The 16,711-nt window shown below is 59.4% G+C and carries 16 protein-coding genes; 12 read left to right on the forward strand and 4 right to left on the reverse strand.

What is annotated here, in order from left to right:
* Positions 1 to 7: 7 nt before the first annotated feature.
* Positions 8 to 907 carry a LysR substrate-binding domain-containing protein gene (locus CPH57_RS19730; protein ID WP_046687946.1) on the reverse strand — a complete coding sequence of 300 codons (900 nt, stop codon included), beginning with the start codon at positions 905 to 907 and terminating at the stop codon, positions 8 to 10.
* Positions 908 to 1,048: 141 nt separating this feature from the next.
* Between CPH57_RS19730 and CPH57_RS19735 the strand changes: the two genes are divergently transcribed.
* The 4 genes from CPH57_RS19735 to CPH57_RS19750 all read left to right on the forward strand — a co-directional run bounded on the left by CPH57_RS19735 (position 1,049) and on the right by CPH57_RS19750 (position 3,927).
* Positions 1,049 to 2,059, forward strand: a complete 1,011-nt coding sequence (locus tag CPH57_RS19735) for an aldo/keto reductase (RefSeq protein WP_096242669.1) — start codon at positions 1,049 to 1,051, stop codon at positions 2,057 to 2,059.
* Between the two features lie 53 nt (positions 2,060 to 2,112).
* The gene (locus tag CPH57_RS19740) at positions 2,113 to 2,910 is read left to right on the forward strand and encodes an SDR family NAD(P)-dependent oxidoreductase (RefSeq protein ID WP_033645342.1); all 798 of its coding nucleotides are present in this window, start codon (positions 2,113 to 2,115) and stop codon (positions 2,908 to 2,910) included.
* A gap of 36 nt (positions 2,911 to 2,946) precedes the next feature.
* Positions 2,947 to 3,363: an SRPBCC family protein gene (locus CPH57_RS19745; RefSeq protein WP_033645343.1), complete on the forward strand. Its 417-nt coding sequence runs from the start codon at positions 2,947 to 2,949 to the stop codon at positions 3,361 to 3,363.
* Positions 3,364 to 3,507: 144 nt separating this feature from the next.
* Entirely contained in the window at positions 3,508 to 3,927 is a 420-nt protein-coding gene (locus tag CPH57_RS19750) for a VOC family protein (protein ID WP_033645344.1), read from the forward strand.
* On the opposite strand, the gene CPH57_RS19755 is transcribed toward CPH57_RS19750, so the two are convergent.
* Entirely contained in the window at positions 3,924 to 4,607 is a 684-nt protein-coding gene (locus tag CPH57_RS19755; RefSeq protein WP_033645345.1) for a Crp/Fnr family transcriptional regulator, read from the reverse strand. The genes CPH57_RS19750 and CPH57_RS19755 overlap by 4 nt on opposite strands.
* 158 nt (positions 4,608 to 4,765) lie before the next feature.
* Between CPH57_RS19755 and CPH57_RS19760 the strand changes: the two genes are divergently transcribed.
* Positions 4,766 to 5,707: a nucleoside hydrolase gene (locus CPH57_RS19760; RefSeq protein WP_033645346.1), complete on the forward strand. Its 942-nt coding sequence runs from the start codon at positions 4,766 to 4,768 to the stop codon at positions 5,705 to 5,707.
* Positions 5,708 to 5,716: 9 nt separating this feature from the next.
* Positions 5,717 to 6,709, forward strand: coding sequence for an adenosine deaminase (gene add, locus CPH57_RS19765; RefSeq protein ID WP_046688558.1), 993 nt, complete (start codon positions 5,717 to 5,719; stop codon positions 6,707 to 6,709).
* Positions 6,710 to 6,738: 29 nt separating this feature from the next.
* On the opposite strand, the gene CPH57_RS19770 is transcribed toward add, so the two are convergent.
* Positions 6,739 to 7,938, reverse strand: coding sequence for an NAD(P)/FAD-dependent oxidoreductase (locus CPH57_RS19770; RefSeq protein ID WP_033645347.1), 1,200 nt, complete (start codon positions 7,936 to 7,938; stop codon positions 6,739 to 6,741).
* A 300-nt stretch (positions 7,939 to 8,238) separates the two neighbouring features.
* Here CPH57_RS19770 and pitA point away from each other — a divergent pair, with 300 nt between their 5' ends.
* Positions 8,239 to 9,741 carry an inorganic phosphate transporter PitA gene (pitA, locus tag CPH57_RS19775; RefSeq protein ID WP_033645348.1) on the forward strand — a complete coding sequence of 501 codons (1,503 nt, stop codon included), beginning with the start codon at positions 8,239 to 8,241 and terminating at the stop codon, positions 9,739 to 9,741.
* A gap of 781 nt (positions 9,742 to 10,522) precedes the next feature.
* On the opposite strand, the gene uspB is transcribed toward pitA, so the two are convergent.
* Positions 10,523 to 10,858, reverse strand: a complete 336-nt coding sequence (gene uspB / locus CPH57_RS19780) for a universal stress protein UspB (protein WP_004930978.1) — start codon at positions 10,856 to 10,858, stop codon at positions 10,523 to 10,525.
* A 434-nt stretch (positions 10,859 to 11,292) separates the two neighbouring features.
* On the opposite strand from uspB, the gene CPH57_RS19785 reads away from it, so the two are divergent.
* The 5 genes from CPH57_RS19785 (at position 11,293) to CPH57_RS19805 (ending at position 16,644) form a co-directional block, all read left to right on the forward strand.
* A complete protein-coding gene (locus CPH57_RS19785; RefSeq protein WP_033645349.1) occupies positions 11,293 to 12,066 on the forward strand; it encodes an SDR family oxidoreductase in 774 nt (257 codons plus the stop codon).
* A 104-nt stretch (positions 12,067 to 12,170) separates the two neighbouring features.
* The gene (locus CPH57_RS19790) at positions 12,171 to 13,079 is read left to right on the forward strand and encodes a LysR family transcriptional regulator (RefSeq protein WP_042785536.1); all 909 of its coding nucleotides are present in this window, start codon (positions 12,171 to 12,173) and stop codon (positions 13,077 to 13,079) included.
* Positions 13,080 to 13,346: 267 nt separating this feature from the next.
* Positions 13,347 to 13,784 carry a universal stress protein UspA gene (uspA, locus tag CPH57_RS19795; RefSeq protein WP_004930988.1) on the forward strand — a complete coding sequence of 146 codons (438 nt, stop codon included), beginning with the start codon at positions 13,347 to 13,349 and terminating at the stop codon, positions 13,782 to 13,784.
* A 200-nt stretch (positions 13,785 to 13,984) separates the two neighbouring features.
* Positions 13,985 to 15,328 (forward strand): NADP-specific glutamate dehydrogenase, encoded by a 1,344-nt coding sequence (gene gdhA, locus CPH57_RS19800; RefSeq protein WP_096242670.1) that lies wholly within the window; start codon positions 13,985 to 13,987, stop codon positions 15,326 to 15,328.
* A 329-nt stretch (positions 15,329 to 15,657) separates the two neighbouring features.
* Positions 15,658 to 16,644, forward strand: a complete 987-nt coding sequence (locus CPH57_RS19805; RefSeq protein ID WP_033636379.1) for an autoinducer 2 ABC transporter substrate-binding protein — start codon at positions 15,658 to 15,660, stop codon at positions 16,642 to 16,644.
* Positions 16,645 to 16,711 lie beyond the last annotated feature (67 nt).

The raw sequence follows: 16,711 nt of genomic DNA on the forward strand, positions 1-16,711 counted from the left end.
CGCGCGATCAGTGGCAGGCCGGCCCGGCCGACATCACTTCGCGAAAGTGGGTGACCAGCGGGCGCAGGTTGGCCTTGTGCCACACTGCCCACAGCTGCGTGGTGTATTGCATCCAGGGCAGCTCGCGCAGCACCACGCCTTGCGGCGCGTTATGCCGCAGGCTGTGCTGGATAAGCGTCATCCCCAACCCGGCGGCGACCAGCCCCAACGCCGTCAGCGGCTCGCCCGCTTCCAGCCGAATATCCGGATCGAACCCGGCCTTCACGCAGGCCGCCACGAAGTCGTCGCGCGAATGGGCATCCTCTTTGTGGATCACCGAGATCCAGGCCTGATCGGTGAGATCCGCCGGCTGCAGCGTTTCCCTGTCCGCCAGCGGATGCGTCTGCGGCAGGGCCAGCAACATGCGATCGTCCAACACCTGCGTATAGTTCAAATCCTGATCGTCGCGATCCGGCGCCGTATTGACCAGCGCCACGTCCAGGCTACGCTGCCGCAGCCCTTCCAACTGCATGGAAGAAGGCTGGCTGTAAAGCACGATGTGCACATCCGGCCGGGACACCCGCAGCGACCGCAAGGCGTTCGACAAGACGCCGGAGTGCATCGCATTTTCGATATAGCCGATGCACAGCCCACCGTCTTCACCCCGCCCCAGGCGGCGTCCGAGCGATTCGAGCCGGTTGGCGTGCGTCAACAGCGCGCGGGTTTCGGCCAGAAACGTCTGGCCGTCAGCGGTCAGGCGAATGCGCTGCTGATTGCGCTCAAACAGCATCAATCCGAGACGTTCCTCAAGCTGGGAAATCTGCCGGCTCAGCGGCGACTGGGAAATGTGCAGCCGTTCGGCAGCGCGGCCGACGTGCTCCTCTTCCGCCACCGCGACGAAGTATTTCAACTGACGTAAATCGATCATGTGAGACCTCAAAGGACTTAACTTAGACAAATTATGTCCTATCAAGTCACAACTTGCCACGCTATCTTTAGCCTCGTGACGGGGCAGACGCACTGTGCGCCCCCCAATTTCCCTGAAAAGATAACGTATTGAGGACCTGACATGAGCATCAGAAATATTTTACCCGGCAAGATCGGTTTGGGCGGCGCACCGCTCGGCAATATGTTCCGCAACATCCCGCAAGACGACGTGCAAGCCACCGTCAGCGGCGCCTGGGATCTGGGCATCCGCTACTTCGACACCGCGCCGCTCTACGGTTCCGGCCTGTCGGAAATCCGCATGGGTGAAGTGCTGTCGCACTACCCACGCGATGAGTATGTGCTGAGCACCAAAGTGGGCCGCATCATGCTGGACGAAGAAGAAGACACTTCCGCCCGCGATCTGGGCGAGAAAGGCGGTTTGTTCGAACACGGCTTGAAGAACAAAATAGTCAACGACTACTCCGCCGACGCCACGCTGCGTTCCATCGAAGACAGCCTGAAGCGCCTGAAAACCGACCGCCTGGATATCGTCTGGATCCACGATCCGGCCCAGGATTTCTACGGCGACAACTGGATTGAACAGTTCAACATCGCCCGCACCGGCGCTTTCCGCGCGCTGACCCGTCTGCGTGAAGAAGGGGTGATCAAGGCCTGGGGCCTCGGCGTCAACCGCGTCGAGCCTTGCGAACTGGCGCTGGGCCTGAGCGAAACGCAGCCGGACGCCTTCCTGCTGGCCGGCCGTTACAGCCTGCTGGATCATGAACGCGCGCTGCAACGTTTGATGCCGGAAGCCCTGGCGAGCAACGTCGACATTGTCGTCGGCGGCCCTTACAACTCCGGCGTGCTGGCCGGTGGCGAGCACTACGAATACCAGAAAGCATCCCCGGCGGTGCTGGCGAAAGTGGCGCAAATCAAAGCGATCGCCGCTCGCTTCCAGGTCGACATCAAAGCCGCCGCGCTGCAGTTCTCGCTGGCTAACCCGGCGGTCGCCGCCGTGATCCCCGGTTCGAGCCGCCCTGGCCGGATGGCCGAAGATCTGGCCGCGCTGGACGCCGTTATCCCGGCTGAATTCTGGGCCGAAATGCGCCGTCAGAAACTGGTGGCCGACAACGCGCCGCTGCCGATTCGTTAAGTTTTATGGGGCCGCATGGCCCCATTACCCCCATTAACTCGATGAGATACATGATGAAACTGGATCTTTCAGGCAAAGTCGCCGTCGTCAGCGGCTCCACCTCTGGCATCGGCCTCGGCATCGCACGCGGGCTCGCCAAAACGGGCGCCACCGTGGTGATCGTCGGCCGTCAGAAAGCCGGGGTCGATAACGCCATCGCCGACATCAGCGCCAACGTGCCCGGCGCGCAGGTGCGCGGCGTGGTCGCCGATCTCGGGACGGAACACGGGGCTGCAACCCTGTTCGCCGCGGAACCGAGAGCCGACGTGCTGATCAACAACCTGGGCATTTTCAACGATAACGACTTCTTTACCGTGCCCGACAGCGAGTGGATGCACTTCTATAACGTCAACGTCCTCTCAGGCGTGCGGCTGGCGCGCCACTATGCGCAGAGCATGACCGAGCAGGGTTGGGGACGCATTATTTTCGTGTCGTCCGAATCCGGCGTCGCCATCCCGGCGGACATGATCAACTACGGCGTCACCAAAAGCGCCAACCTGGCGGTGTCTCACGGCCTGGCGAAACGCCTCGCCGGCACCGGCGTGACGGTCAACGCCATCCTGCCGGGGCCAACCTTTACCGAAGGCCTGCAAGACATGCTGGCGGATGCGGCGGCCAAATCCGGGCGCAGCGCCCGCGATCAGGCCGACGAGTTCGTTAAAACCGAACGCCCAAGCTCCATCATTCAGCGCGCGGCGGACGTCGATGAAGTGGCCAACCTGGCCGTTTACCTCGCGTCTCCGCTGTCTTCGGCCACCACCGGCGCGGCGCTGCGCGTCGACGGCGGCGTCGTAGACACGCTGGCAATGTAACCCTGTACCCGAAACCGATATTAAGAGAGAAAGAAAATGGCTACTACATCCGTCTCAATGGACATCCCGGCATCCGCCGACACCGTATGGCAACTGATCGGCGGCTTCGACGCCCTGCCTGACTGGCTGCCGTTCATTCCGAAAAGCGTCATTTCGCAAGGCGGCCGCGTGCGCACTTTGACCACCGCCGACGGCGGCACCGTCATCGAGCGGCTGGAAGCGTTCGATAACCGTCAACGCAGCTACAGCTACTCCATCATGCAGGCGCCGTTCCCGGTGGTGAATTACCTGTCCACCCTGTCAGTGCACGCCACCGACGACGCCAACGTGGCGCGCGTGGAATGGTCGGGCAGCTTCACGCCGGTCAACATCAGCGACGACGAGGCCATCGCCCTGTTCAGCGACATCTACCAGGGCGGCCTGGATGCGCTGAGCGGTAACTTCCCTCGTTAACGCTTGAACACTCAAGCCCCACGGCCGATGGCTGCACCCATCGGCCGTTTTTTTTTGGTTTGGCCGCGCGAAGCGGCAACGCCGCGAAACAGGATAAATCCGCCATCGCCGCTTATGCTGTAAAGGAGATGTTCATTTGAGGAGATGACCGTGCGCCCTTTCAACCTGCAACAGTTGGATCATGTGGTTCTGCGCGTGCGCGATATGCAGAACAGCCTGCGTTTTTATACCCAGGTCATCGGTTGTGATATCGCCAAACAGCGGCCGGATTTGGGGCTGGTGCACCTGCGCGCCGGCGCCTCCATGATCGACCTGGTGGACGTCAACGGCGTGCTGGGGAAAAAAGGCGGCGAAGCGCCCGATCTTCATCGGCAAAATGTCGATCACGTCTGCCTGCGCATCGATCCGTTCAACGAAGACGCGTTGTTGACCTACCTGCGATCGCAGGGGATCGACGCGGATCCCGCCGAATCGCGCTACGGCGCGGAAGGCGACGGGCCGTCGATTTATTTCAGCGATCCGGACGGCAATCGCGTGGAATTGAAAGGGCCGGCGCTCGATTAACCGCTTTGGTTACCTTCGATAGCGGACAGCCGTTGGCGATCGGTCACCCGCAGTGATTTGTTTTTAAACTGAATGATGCCTTCCGCCGCGAGCTGCGCCAGCGCGCGGCTCAGTTGTCTGACGGAGATGCCCAATCTCGCCGCCAGCGCCTCCCGGTTTTCCAGCTCAATCAACTCCCCTTCGCTCTTTACCTTGAATAATAAAAATTTTCGCAGTTTATATTCCGCCGTCAAAACGCCGTTCGCATGCAGCAAGGAGGAATTCAGCAGCTTATTGCTCAATTGCCGGCAGATAAAGGTGAGGAATGCCGGGTCGCTCAGGGCGTGATTGTTGATGACCTCTATCGGTGCCGCGAGAAGCAGCGCGTCGGTCACCGCCTGCACGGTGCTGAACAGCGTGCGCTGCGCCTGGGAGAACAGCTCCAGATCGCCAATTACCGAGAAATCCGTTTCGAAGGAAAAGACAATGTGCGCGCCATTCACATCAAAATTCTCAACCTGCAATTTTCCCTGCACGAGAAAAAACAGGTGGGTCAAACGATCGCTTTGCGTCACCAGGTATTCGCCGGCTTCGACGCTCACCAGGCGCAGTGCGGCGAGCAGCGTGGGCGAAAGCGCCGTTTGCAGATCGTGAACCTCAATGAACGCTTCTTTTAGCTTGCTGTCACCGACCGTTTTCAAGGCGATTCACTCCCAAGGCTCATCCTTAAACGTCTTGCCTCCTCGCTTTCGACTGCGTTCAGCATAGCCGACGCGCTTCAGAACGAAAAAGGACATCTGACCTTTTTTGCCTTGGGCCGCCTGGGTATTTTCTCCGTACCCCCTACGAGGAGATTGCCATGCGACACATTCTGATAGACACCGATACCGCTTCCGACGATGCCGTTGCGCTGCTGATGGCGTTGCGCGAACCTGGCGTGAAAGTGGAAGCGATCACCGCGGTCGCCGGAAACTGCCCGCTAGAACACTGCGTCAAAAATGCGCTCATTTGCGTGGAAAAAGCGGGAACCTATGCTCCTCCGGTTTACGCCGGCATGGCGAAACCACTGTTTCGCACGCGCTATCACTCGCACCATATTCACGGTGAAGACGGCATGGGCGACATGGCCTTGCCGACCCCACGCTTGGCCGTAGAACCCGTTCATGCCGTGGACGCCATCATCGACTGCGCCGCACGGCTCAAGGGCGAGCTGGAAATCGTCACCCTGGGGCCGCTGACCAATCTCGCGATGGCGGTGCTGAAAGCGCCCGCGCTGGCCGAAAAAGTGAAGCGCGTGTATGTCATGGGCGGTTCCGGACTGACGCCCGGCAATATCACCCCGCTGGCCGAATTTAATTTTTACGCCGACGCCGAGGCTGCGCATCTGGTGCTCACTGCCGGGCTGCCGCTCACTCTCGTCGGCTGGGAGATCGGCATGGGGGAAGCGTTTATCGACGAACGCGATATAGAACGATTGAATAACCTCGGCGAACTGGGACGCTTTGCCGTGCGCTGCAATCGCGCGCTGATGGCGTTCAACGCACGGCGCACCGAACGCAAAGGGTTTGATTTGCCCGATCCGACCACCATGGCGGTGGCGCTCTATCCAGATATCGTCGAGACCAGTCTGGAAGCGTATTCATGGGTAGAATATAAAAGTGAGAGGTCTTACGGCCATTACGTCATCGATTCCACTCAGCTTACCGGCGAACCGGCCAATGCGCGCGTGATTACCCGCATTAAGCCCGGCCTGTTTAAAGAAAAACTGTTCTCGTTGTTATCTCAGCCGTTAATGAAATAAGTGACCCGCATGAAATTCGATCCAAGAAAATTGAAGAAAGTGGAATTACACGTCCATTTGGATACCTGTTTAAGCTACCACTATTTAAAAAAGGTCGACCCGCAAATAACCAGAACGGCATTTAATCGGCAATTTGTCGCGGCGAAACGATGCGCCGATCTGGGGGACTTTCTAAGCAAGATAGCGCCGCAAATAGATCTATTGCAGACAAGCCAGGCGATAGCGCTGGCCGTCGAGGACTTATTCGCGCAGTTGGCGGCGGATAATGTCATCTATGCCGAGCTGCGCTTCGCGCCGCTGCTGCATACCCGGCTGGGGTTAACCGGCGAAGCGGTGGTCGAGACGGTGCTGGCGGCCATGCATAACGCCTCGCGGGCTTACGGCATCGCCGCCGGGCTTATCCTATGCACGCTGCGGCATTTCGACGCGGCCGCCAGCCTGCAAACGGCGAAGCTGGTTATCGATTATCAGGGAAGCGGCGTGGTGGCGCTGGATTTGGCCGCCGATGAAGCACGTTACCCGCTGACCCACCATGTGGCGGCCTTTCGCACCGTGCTTGCCGCCGGCGGCAACGTCATCGCCCACGCCGGTGAGGCGAAAGGCCCCGACAGCGTGCGGGAAACGCTAGATAGGCTGCAGGTGTCACGCATCGGCCACGGCGTCAGAAGCATCGAGGACCCTGCGCTCGTCGAGCGCCTGGTAGCCACCGGCGTCCTGCTCGAGATCTGCCCCAGCTGCAATCTCACCTGCAATTTGTTCGACAGCATCGACGATCATCCGATAGATCGGCTCAAAAAGTGGGGGGTGCGGCTAAACGTGAATACCGATGCGCGCACCGTCGTCGATACCACGCTGAACAAGGAGTACCAGCTGTTGCATGACGCCTTCGGCTGGCAGGATGACGATTTTAACCGCAGCAACCGACAGGCGCTGGAGGCGAGTTTTCTCGACGGCGATACTAAAATTAAATTAATGAGTCAGCTCAATGCCGGGTCGATGTGACCCGGCGCGTTTCAAGGCCAACCGGCGTTTTAACGCCCCTGCGCCGCCAGCGCCTGGGCGCAGGCCCAGGCCGAGCTCCAGGCCCACTGGAAGTTGTAACCGCCCAGCCACCCGGTCACGTCCACCACTTCGCCGATAAAATAGAGCCCCGGCGCCTTGTGGGCTTCCATCGTCTTGGAAGAAAGTTCGTTGGTGTCGACGCCGCCGAGCGTCACCTCCGCCGTGCGATAACCCTCGGTGCCGTTCGGCTGCACGCGCCAGTTCTGCAACAGATCCACCAGTGCCGCCTGCTGCGGCGCATTCAGCTGCTTCAGCGTCGCCTCCGGCAGTTGTCCCAGGGTCTGCAAGCATTCCACCAGCCGCTTCGGCAAGTGCAGCGCCAGGGTGTTTTTCAGGCTTTGGTTAGGGTGCTGCAGGCGCTGTTCATCAAGGAAGCCCGCCAGATCAAGCTCAGGAAGTAAGTTAATGCTCACATACTCACCCGGTTGCCAGTAGCTGGACAGCTGCAATACCGCCGGGCCGGACAGGCCGCGATGGGTGAACAGGATGCTTTCACGGAAGCTGACGCCGTTCTCGGCGGTGATCACCGCCGGCACCGACACGCCGGACAGCGTTTGCACATGCTCCAGCAGCGGCTTATGCAGGGTAAACGGCACCAGCCCGGCGCGCGTCGGCAGCACCCTGAGGCCGAACTGCTCCGCCAGCTTGTAACCGAACGGCGAGGCGCCCAGCCCCGGCATGGATAATCCGCCGCTGGCCACCACAAGTGAGCGAGCACTTACTTTTTCGCCATTCAGCGCCAGCGCGTAGCCGTTCTCGGTTTTCTCCACGCCCAGCACTTCGCTGCGCAGGCGCATCGTCACCTGGCCCAGCTCGCACTCTTTGACCAGCAGATCCACCACCTGCTGCGCCGAATCGTCGCAGAACAGCTGCCCCAGCGTTTTTTCATGGTAGGCGATGCCGTAACGGTTGATCAGATCGATGAAGTCCCACTGGGTGTAGCGCGCCAGCGCCGACTTGCAAAAATGCGGGTTGTTCGACAGATAGGCCGCCGGTTCGGCGTACATGTTGGTGAAGTTGCAGCGCCCGCCGCCGGACATCAGGATCTTGCGGCCCGGTTTTTTGCCGTTGTCGAGCAGCAACACGCGGCAACCGAGTTGCCCCGCCTGCGCGGCGCAAAACATGCCGGCGGCGCCCGCCCCAATCACTACGACATCAAACTGTTCCACCTGAGCCTCACTTATCAAAACCACAATCGCGACAAAAGAGCGCCATATTACGCCGTTTCGCCGCCGGTCACCGCCAAATTCACGGCGGCAGATTGTAAAGCCCCCGCGCCGCCAACGCCATAGTAAGAAAATATTACAGAGGTCAGAGCAGATTAACGCATTGATATTCCATATTTTTGTTATAGACACGCCACCATTTCGTCATGTCCAAATCAAAAAAACGTCATATTTTCCTTTTCCCCGGCACCGGTTGTCACTGATAATGCGCGGCGTTCATGTCCACAAACTGGCGTAACGCTTATGCTGCATTTGTTCGCTGGCCTGGATTTCCATACCGGCCTGATGTTAATTCTCGCATTGTTGTTCGTGTTGTTTTATGAAGCCATCAACGGTTTTCATGATACGGCCAATGCGGTCGCTACAGTTATTTATACCCGCGCCATGCGCTCGCAACTTGCGGTCGTGATGGCAGGTTTGTTCAACTTTCTTGGCGTAATGCTCGGCGGTTTGAGTGTTGCTTACGCCATCGTCCACTTGTTGCCTACCGATCTGTTGTTGAACGTCAGTTCAGCACACGGATTAGCCATGGTCTTCTCCATGCTGTTGGCGGCAATCATCTGGAACCTCGGCACCTGGTATTTCGGTCTGCCGGCGTCCAGTTCCCATACGCTGATAGGCGCAATCATCGGTGTCGGTTTAACCAACGCCCTGATGACCCACACTTCGGTCGTGGATGCGCTTAACGTCCCGAAAATGATTGGCATTTTCCTTTCTCTGCTGTTCTCGCCGCTGGTCGGCATGATGGTGGCGGGAGTAATGGTGTTCGCCTTGCGCCGCTATTGGAGTGGCACCAAGAAACGCCAGCGTATCCACATGACCCCAGCGGAACGTGAAAAGGTCGACGGCAAACGCAAGCCGCCGTTCTGGACCCGTATCGCGCTGATCCTGTCGGCGATTGGCGTCAGCTTCTCGCACGGCGCCAACGACGGTCAGAAAGGCATCGGCCTTATCATGCTGGTGTTGATCGGCGTTGCCCCGGCCGGCTTCGTGGTCAATATGAATGCAACCGGTTATGACATCACCCGTACGCGTGACGCCGTGACCCACCTGCAGCAATATTACCAGCAGCACGGCGACGCGCTGTCGCATGCGGTGTCGTTGACGCCGCTGGTGCCAAGCCCGGATGACGAAGCCACGCCTGGCAAACCGGCCGAGTTCCACTGCGACAGTTCGCGCGCCATGCCGGCGATCGAGCTGGCTCAGGGCATGCTGACCAACCTGCAAAGCTACGATCAGTTGACGGTTGAGCAGCGCAGCCATTTGCGCCGCCTGCTGATGTGCGTGACCGACACGGCGGATAAAGTCGCCAAGCTGCCGGAAACCTCATCCGCCGACCAGCGCTTCCTGAAGAACCTGCGTCAGGATCTGCTGCAGACCGTCGAGTACGCGCCGATGTGGATCATCGTCGCCGTCGCGCTGGCGCTGTCGCTCGGCACCATGGTGGGCTGGAAACGCGTAGCCACCACCATCGGCGAGAAGATCGGCAAGAAAGGCATGACCTACGCCCAGGGCGTATCGGCCCAGATGACCGCGGCGCTGTCGATCGGCGTGGCGAGTTATACCGGCATGCCGGTCTCCACCACCCACGTTCTCTCTTCGGCGGTTGCCGGGACGATGATCGTGGACGGCGGCGGCGTGCAGAGCAAAACCGTGAAGAACATCCTGTTGGCTTGGGTGCTCACCCTGCCAATCTCGATTCTGCTTTCCGGTGCGCTGTATTGGGTCGCGTTGAAGCTGATCTAAGCGACAAGCATCATGAGGAAGGCGGCCGCATGGCCTAATGCCAGTCAGTTAAGCCTGACTGGCATTTTTTTATCCATCCTCTGGGCGTTTTGTGCAGGAGAATTGCCGTAAAACCCTCGCATTTCTCTGATGCCGTAGCGAACGGCAATTGTAGGGGCCGATGGCGCGGCCCCTACACCCACGCCTTTGCTTAACACCGCCTGTCCGCTGCGCAGATACCCTCGCTGCGTCTGCGTTGTCGGGCGGGTCGGCTGCGACAAACGTCCCTGTTAGTCTCGCCTCAACCGGCCTTCCCTGGCCGGTTGCCCCTGACAACGCCGCCTTGCTCGGCAGCCGGTGATGCGCGCCAAAGGTCAACACCCGAGCTGGCAGCTACCGGGCAACCCGTACTTCATGAGGTTATCGCAGAGAAGAGGAATCGGAGATGAGCACGGTATTGGACGCCCTTGAAGACGCCGAACGCAGGCATAGCGCATTAGGCGAAACCGCCATGGACGGCGGTTTCAGGTGAGACAGGCAGGGACGCCTGTCGCAACCGGCCTCAATGCGGTATGGCGGAGCGAGGGGAGTTGGCAAAGCCAACCGTCTGATAGGGCAAAGGCGCGGGTTGCCAGGGGCCGCGCCTTTCGGCCCCTGGCTCGGTCGAGGTGCAGGAGCCTCATGATGCACCTCTCATTTATCGACCGAAAACGTCACGAGTACTTCAAAAAAACGCTAACTGGTAAGCATTAGGCCGCATGGCCGCCTTTTTTTTGCCTGCATCAAGGGAAACAGAAAGGCATTAATACCAAATCATCATCGCTATCAGGCAGATGACCACCAGGCCGCACAGGGCCGAAGTCAGCATAAACTGCCCGCGCACCCGCTCGCAGCGGCGAATAAACTCCGGATCGTGGTGCTCGACATAGCGCTGCGCGAAAATATAACGCACCAGCCTCAGTTGCTTGCTGGGTTGGCCGTGGGCGGTAAAGAAACCGCCGCCGTCGACATATTGGTACAGCAGCGGGTCACAGCCGCGCAATACCACCAGCAGCGCGCGCAGAGAAGAGTAATACCGCACCATGTTAACCACACACACCACACACAAGGCCCAAAACAGCGCGACGGTACTGATCATGATTGCCCCCTCAAGGCGTTGTTATCCGCGGCCATCCGCCGGGTCCAACCGCCCTACCTCATTACCCGATACTCTGCTGGAGCTTACCGCTCTCATCCCCTTTTTTAGCCTGCACGGGCCACGCCCATAACCCACCGCCTCCGAAGACGTTGCCGCACCGCACGATGAGATTTGCACGGCATGGTTCTACTCAGAGGAGAAATGATGAGGCCCATATCCATCATTGTAGGTTAATGAAACGCAAACTGGCCTGAGCAGTGGATAAAATTTACCGCCCTGTGCCGAAAAGTCACCTGCCGGGGCGTTATAAGCGATAACCGCCCGTTTTCGATTAGGCTGTTTTTATGGATAGTCTATCCCGCGCCACGCCGCTGATCTTTCCCCCCACGCTGGCTAGACTCAGGTTTCCGTTACGCTTATCCAAGGAAACTGTTATGGCAAACCATTCAATCAAGGGAAAAACCGTCCTGATCGCCGGCGGCGCCAAGAACCTCGGCGGGCTGATCGCGCGCGATTTGGCTGAGCAAGGCGCCAAAGCGGTGGTGATCCACTACAACAGCGCCGCCTCCAAAACCGAGGCGGAGAAAACCGTCGCCGCCATTCAGGCCGCCGGGGCGCAAGGCGTCGCGCTGCAGGCCGATCTGACTACCGCAGGCGCGGTCGAGAAGCTGTTCGCCGATGCTGTCGCCGCCGTCGGCAAGCCGGATATCGCCATCAATACCGTCGGCAAGGTGCTGAAAAAGCCGCTGATCGACATCAGCGAAGCCGAGTACGACGAGATGACCGCGGTCAACGCCAAAACCGCGTTCTTCTTCCTGAAAGAAGCGGGTAAGCACCTTAACGACAACGGCAAAATCTGCACGCTGGTCACCTCGCTGCTCGGCGCCTTCACGCCGTTCTACGCCGCTTACGCCGGCACCAAAGCGCCGGTGGAGCATTTCACCCGCGCCGCCGCCAAGGAGTTCGGCGAGCGCGGCATCTCCGTGACGGCGGTCGGCCCCGGCCCGATGGATACCCCGTTCTTCTACCCGGCGGAAGGCGCGGACGCCGTGGCCTACCACAAGACGGCGGCGGCGCTGTCGCCATTCAGCCAAACCGGCCTGACCGATATCGAAGACGTGGTGCCGTTCATCCGTCATCTGGTCAGCGACGGCTGGTGGATAACCGGCCAAACCATCCTGATCAACGGCGGCTACACCACCAAATAAACCCGGCGGGGGCACCTATCGCCCCCGCACCTGCTCGCGCGCAACCGCGCCATGCGGCTACACTCTCTGTCAGAAACGGCGCCAAGGAACAGCAGGTCAACGAGATGGACAGATTCAATCAATACCGCGTATTCGTGCAGGTGGCGGAGATGGGCAGCTTTATCCGGGCGGCCCATGCGCTGGAGGTGCCGCGCGCCTCGGTGTCCGCCGCCGTTCAGCAACTGGAAACGCAGCTGGGCGTGCGCCTGCTGCACCGCACCACACGGCAAGTGCGGCTGACCGCCGACGGCGAACAGCTGCTCGAACGGCTGCGCCCGCTGCTGGCCGAGGTGGAGGATATCGATCAGTCGTTTCAGGCCAGCCAACGGCAGGCCTCCGGGCGGCTCAGCGTCGATGTGCCGAGCCGCATCGCCCGTCGGCTGATCGCGCCGGCGCTGCCCAGCCTGCTGCGGCGCCACCCTCATCTGCAGCTGGTGCTCGGCTCCGCCGATCGCGCCATCGATCTGGTGCAGGAAGGGGTCGACTGCGCGGTGCGCGTCGGCGATCTGCACGACAGCAGCCTGGTGATGCGCCCGCTCGGCCATATCGCGCTGATCAACTGCGCCAGCCCCGCCTACCTGAGCGAATTCGGCCATCCTCTTCATCCCGCCGATCTCGCCGAGGGGCACTGGAGCATCGGCTACGCCTCGCCCAAAACCGGCCGCGAATCCCCCTGGGAATACCTGACCGGCGACGGGCACACCCAGCGGCTCGACTTGCCCAGCCGGGTGGTGGTCAACAACGCCGAAAGCTATATCGCCTGCTGCCGCGCCGGGCTGGGATTGATGCAAATCCCGCGCTACGACGTGCAACACCTGCTCGACGCCGGTGAACTGGTGGAAGTCCTGCCCGGTTACCGCGCCGCCTCCATGCCGATCGCCCTGATCTACCCCCATCGCCGCCAGCGTTCCCGCCGTTTGGCGGTGTTTCACGAGTGGTTTGAAAGCCTGCTGCAACCGCATCTGGAGCGCTGATTGCACATTTAGCGCTATACTTTGTTTAATAACGCTTATAATTCAAGCGGTCAGACCGTTAAAACCCGCATAACCCTTAGGCTTTTTCGCCGCGCGGGTGTACAACGAAAGGTATCGTGCGCAGAGATTTTCGATGCGGCGCAGTGTGATCGCCCCAACATATCATTGCGTTATCCGAATGATACTATGGAACCAAAAGCGCCAGGCGGGTACACGGAACGCCTGCTAACCCTTTTTAATCGGCATGTTTATGGAAGGAGTATTCTTATGGCTTACAAACACATATTGATCGCGGTAGACCTATCCCCGGAAAGCAAGATCCTGGTAGAAAAAGCCGTCTCTATGGCGCGGCCGTATAACGCCAAAGTTTCTCTGATCCACGTCGATGTCAACTATTCCGATCTCTATACTGGCCTTATCGACGTCAATCTCGGCGACATGCAAAAGCGCATCTCTGAAGAAACCCACCAGGCGCTGACCGAACTGTCGCAAAACGCCGGCTACCCGATCACCGAGACCCTGAGCGGCAGCGGCGATCTGGCGCAGGTGCTGGTGGACGCCATCAAGAAATACGACATGGACCTGGTGCTGTGCGGCCACCACCAGGACTTCTGGAGCAAACTGATGTCTTCCGCTCGCCAGCTGATCAATACCGTGCACATCGATATGCTGATCGTGCCGCTGCGCGACGAAGAAGACGAATAAAGTAAGCGCCGGCTAACTTAACTGCCCAACGCCCGCGCCCTGCGGGCGTTTTTCATGCCGCTACGCCGATTAATCGCTTGATAATCAACCGCCCTCCGATGATATAGTCGCTAAAGACACAACATCCTCCCCCGAGCATCACCTATACCCAAATCTATAAGAAATAGCGGGGGAAAATTTAATGCTAAAAGGAGTTATCCATGGAATATGCCGTATCGGTAGAGTCTTTCCTGTCCTCGTTACAACGCCATAACCCCCACCAGCCGGAATATCTGCAGGCCGTGCGCGAAGTGTTCACCTCGCTGTGGCCATTTATCGAGCGCAACCCGCGCTATCGCGAACAGGCGCTGCTGGAGCGCCTGGTGGAGCCCGAGCGCATCATTCAGTTCCGCGTCAGCTGGGTGGACGATCGCGGCCAGGTGCAGGTCAATCGCGCCTTTCGTGTCCAGTTCAACTCGGCCATCGGCCCCTACAAGGGCGGCATGCGCTTCCACCCGTCGGTGAACCTGTCGATCCTGAAGTTCCTCGGCTTTGAGCAGACCTTCAAGAATGCGCTGACCACCCTGCCGATGGGCGGCGGCAAAGGCGGCTCCGATTTCGATCCGAAGGGCAAAAGCCAGGGCGAGATCATGCGTTTCTGCCAGGCGCTGATGACCGAACTGTATCGCCACTTGGGCCCGGACACCGACGTGCCGGCCGGCGACATCGGCGTCGGCGGCCGTGAAGTCGGCTTTATGGCCGGCATGATGAAGAAACTGTCCAACAACACCGCCTGCGTGTTTACCGGCAAAGGGCTCTCCTTCGGCGGCAGCCTGATCCGCCCCGAGGCGACCGGCTACGGCCTGGTGTACTTTACCGACGCCATGCTGCAGCGCCACGGCTTGGGCTTTGAGGGCATGCGGGTGGCGGTGTCCGGCTCCGGCAACGTGGCGCAGTACACCATCGAGAAAGCGTTGGCGCTGGACGCGCGCGTGATCACCGTGTCGGATTCCGGCGGCACTCTGGTGGACGAAGACGGCTTCACCACCGAGAAGCTGGCGCACCTGGCGGAGATCAAAAACCAGCGCTACGGCCGGGTGGCGGACTATGCCCGCGAACGCGGCCTGACCTACCTGGCGGGCCAGCAGCCGTGGAACGTGCCGGTGGATATCGCCCTGCCGTGCGCCACCCAGAATGAACTGGATCTCGAGGCGGCGCAGACGCTGATCCGCAACGGGGTGAAAGCGGTGGCGGAAGGCGCCAACATGCCGACCACCATCCAGGCCACCGACGCCTTCCTCGACGCCGGGGTGCTGTTCGCGCCCGGCAAGGCGGCCAACGCCGGCGGCGTGGCCACCTCGGGGCTGGAGATGGCGCAAAACGCCGCGCGCATCGGCTGGCGGGCGGAAAAAGTGGATGTACGTTTACAACATATCATGGCGGATATTCACCATGCCTGCGTGGAATACGGCGGCGAGGGCAAGCAAACCCACTATGTACACGGCGCGAATATCGCCGGTTTCGTTAAGGTTGCGGAGGCGATGCTGGCCCAGGGCGTGCTGTAATCGGGCGCAAAGGTGATCTTGTTCACACATCGATTAAATGCTTCAATGCCGGCCTCTGCGCCGGCATTTTTTTCCGCGTCCAAGCCATCAAAATGATGCATGAAAGTTAATTAAAGGTTAATAAAAAGTTATTTATGGCCGTTTAATTGGTAGTAAGTTTACCACCACCAAATAATTAAACATTTATTTAACACTAAATACGCCAGTATTTTACTTAAATGTGCGCAGATCACATTTTATTAACTTCAGCTACGCCCCCTCTTCCATTCCTTTGTAATCTGCAGCGGTGGAAAAACCGCCACCCCTACAGATAAAAAAAGGTACAGCTAATGAAATTTAACCTCGCATTATTAAATGCATGTGTGGTTTCTGCGTGCATGTTATCGACAACACCTGTGTTCGCCGCTGATAAATATGAGATTGCCGTGGTCGCCAAAGTGACCGGCATTCCGTGGTTCAACCGCATGGAAGTGGGCGTCAACGAAGCGGCGAAAAAACTCGACGTCAACGCTTACCAGACCGGCCCGTCTACGCCGGATCCGGCTGCGCAGGTCAAGGTGATTGAGGATCTGATCGCCAAGAACGTCAACGCCATCATCGTGGTGCCGAACGACGCCAAGGTGCTGGAGCCGGTGCTGAAAAAAGCGCGCGACAAAGGCATCGTGGTGCTGACCCATGAATCCCCGGACCAGCAGATCGGCCAGTGGGACATCGAGACCATCGACAGCGAGAAATACGCGCAGGCCAACGTCGATGAGCTGGCGAAAGACATGGGCGGCAAAGGCGGCTACGCGATCTACGTCGGCTCGCTGACTGTGCCGTTGCACAACGCCTGGGCCGATTCCGCCATCAAATACCAGAAAGAAAAATACCCGGACATGTTTGAAGTCACCTCGCGCTTGCCGGTGGCGGAAAGCATCGACAAATCCTACGCCACCACGCTGGATCTGATGAAAACCTATCCGCAGATGAAGGGCATCATCGGCTTCGGTTCGCTCGGCCCAATCGGCGCCGGCCAGGCGGTGGCCAAGAAACGCGCCAAGGACAAAATCGCGGTGGTGGGCATCGCCATGCCGGCGCAGGCCGCTCCTTACCTGATGCGCGGCGACATCAAGAAAGCGCTGCTGTGGGATCCGAAAGACGCCGGTTATGCGCTGGTGACGGTGGCCGACCAGCTGCTGCAGGGCAAAGAAGTGAATAAGGACCTGTCGATCGAGGGCCTCGGCAAAGCCGACGTCGATATGGAACACAAAGTGATTCGGTTTAATAAGATTTTGGAAGTGACCAAAGACAACGCCCAATCGCTCGGATTCTGATTTTTCGCGTAATTTCGCCACACCGGGAAAGTAGTTAAACCCTCGTAGGGGCGCAGCAACGCTGCGC

Source organism: Serratia sp. JKS000199, assembly GCF_900215455.1.
Lineage (GTDB): Bacteria > Pseudomonadota > Gammaproteobacteria > Enterobacterales > Enterobacteriaceae > Serratia > Serratia ureilytica.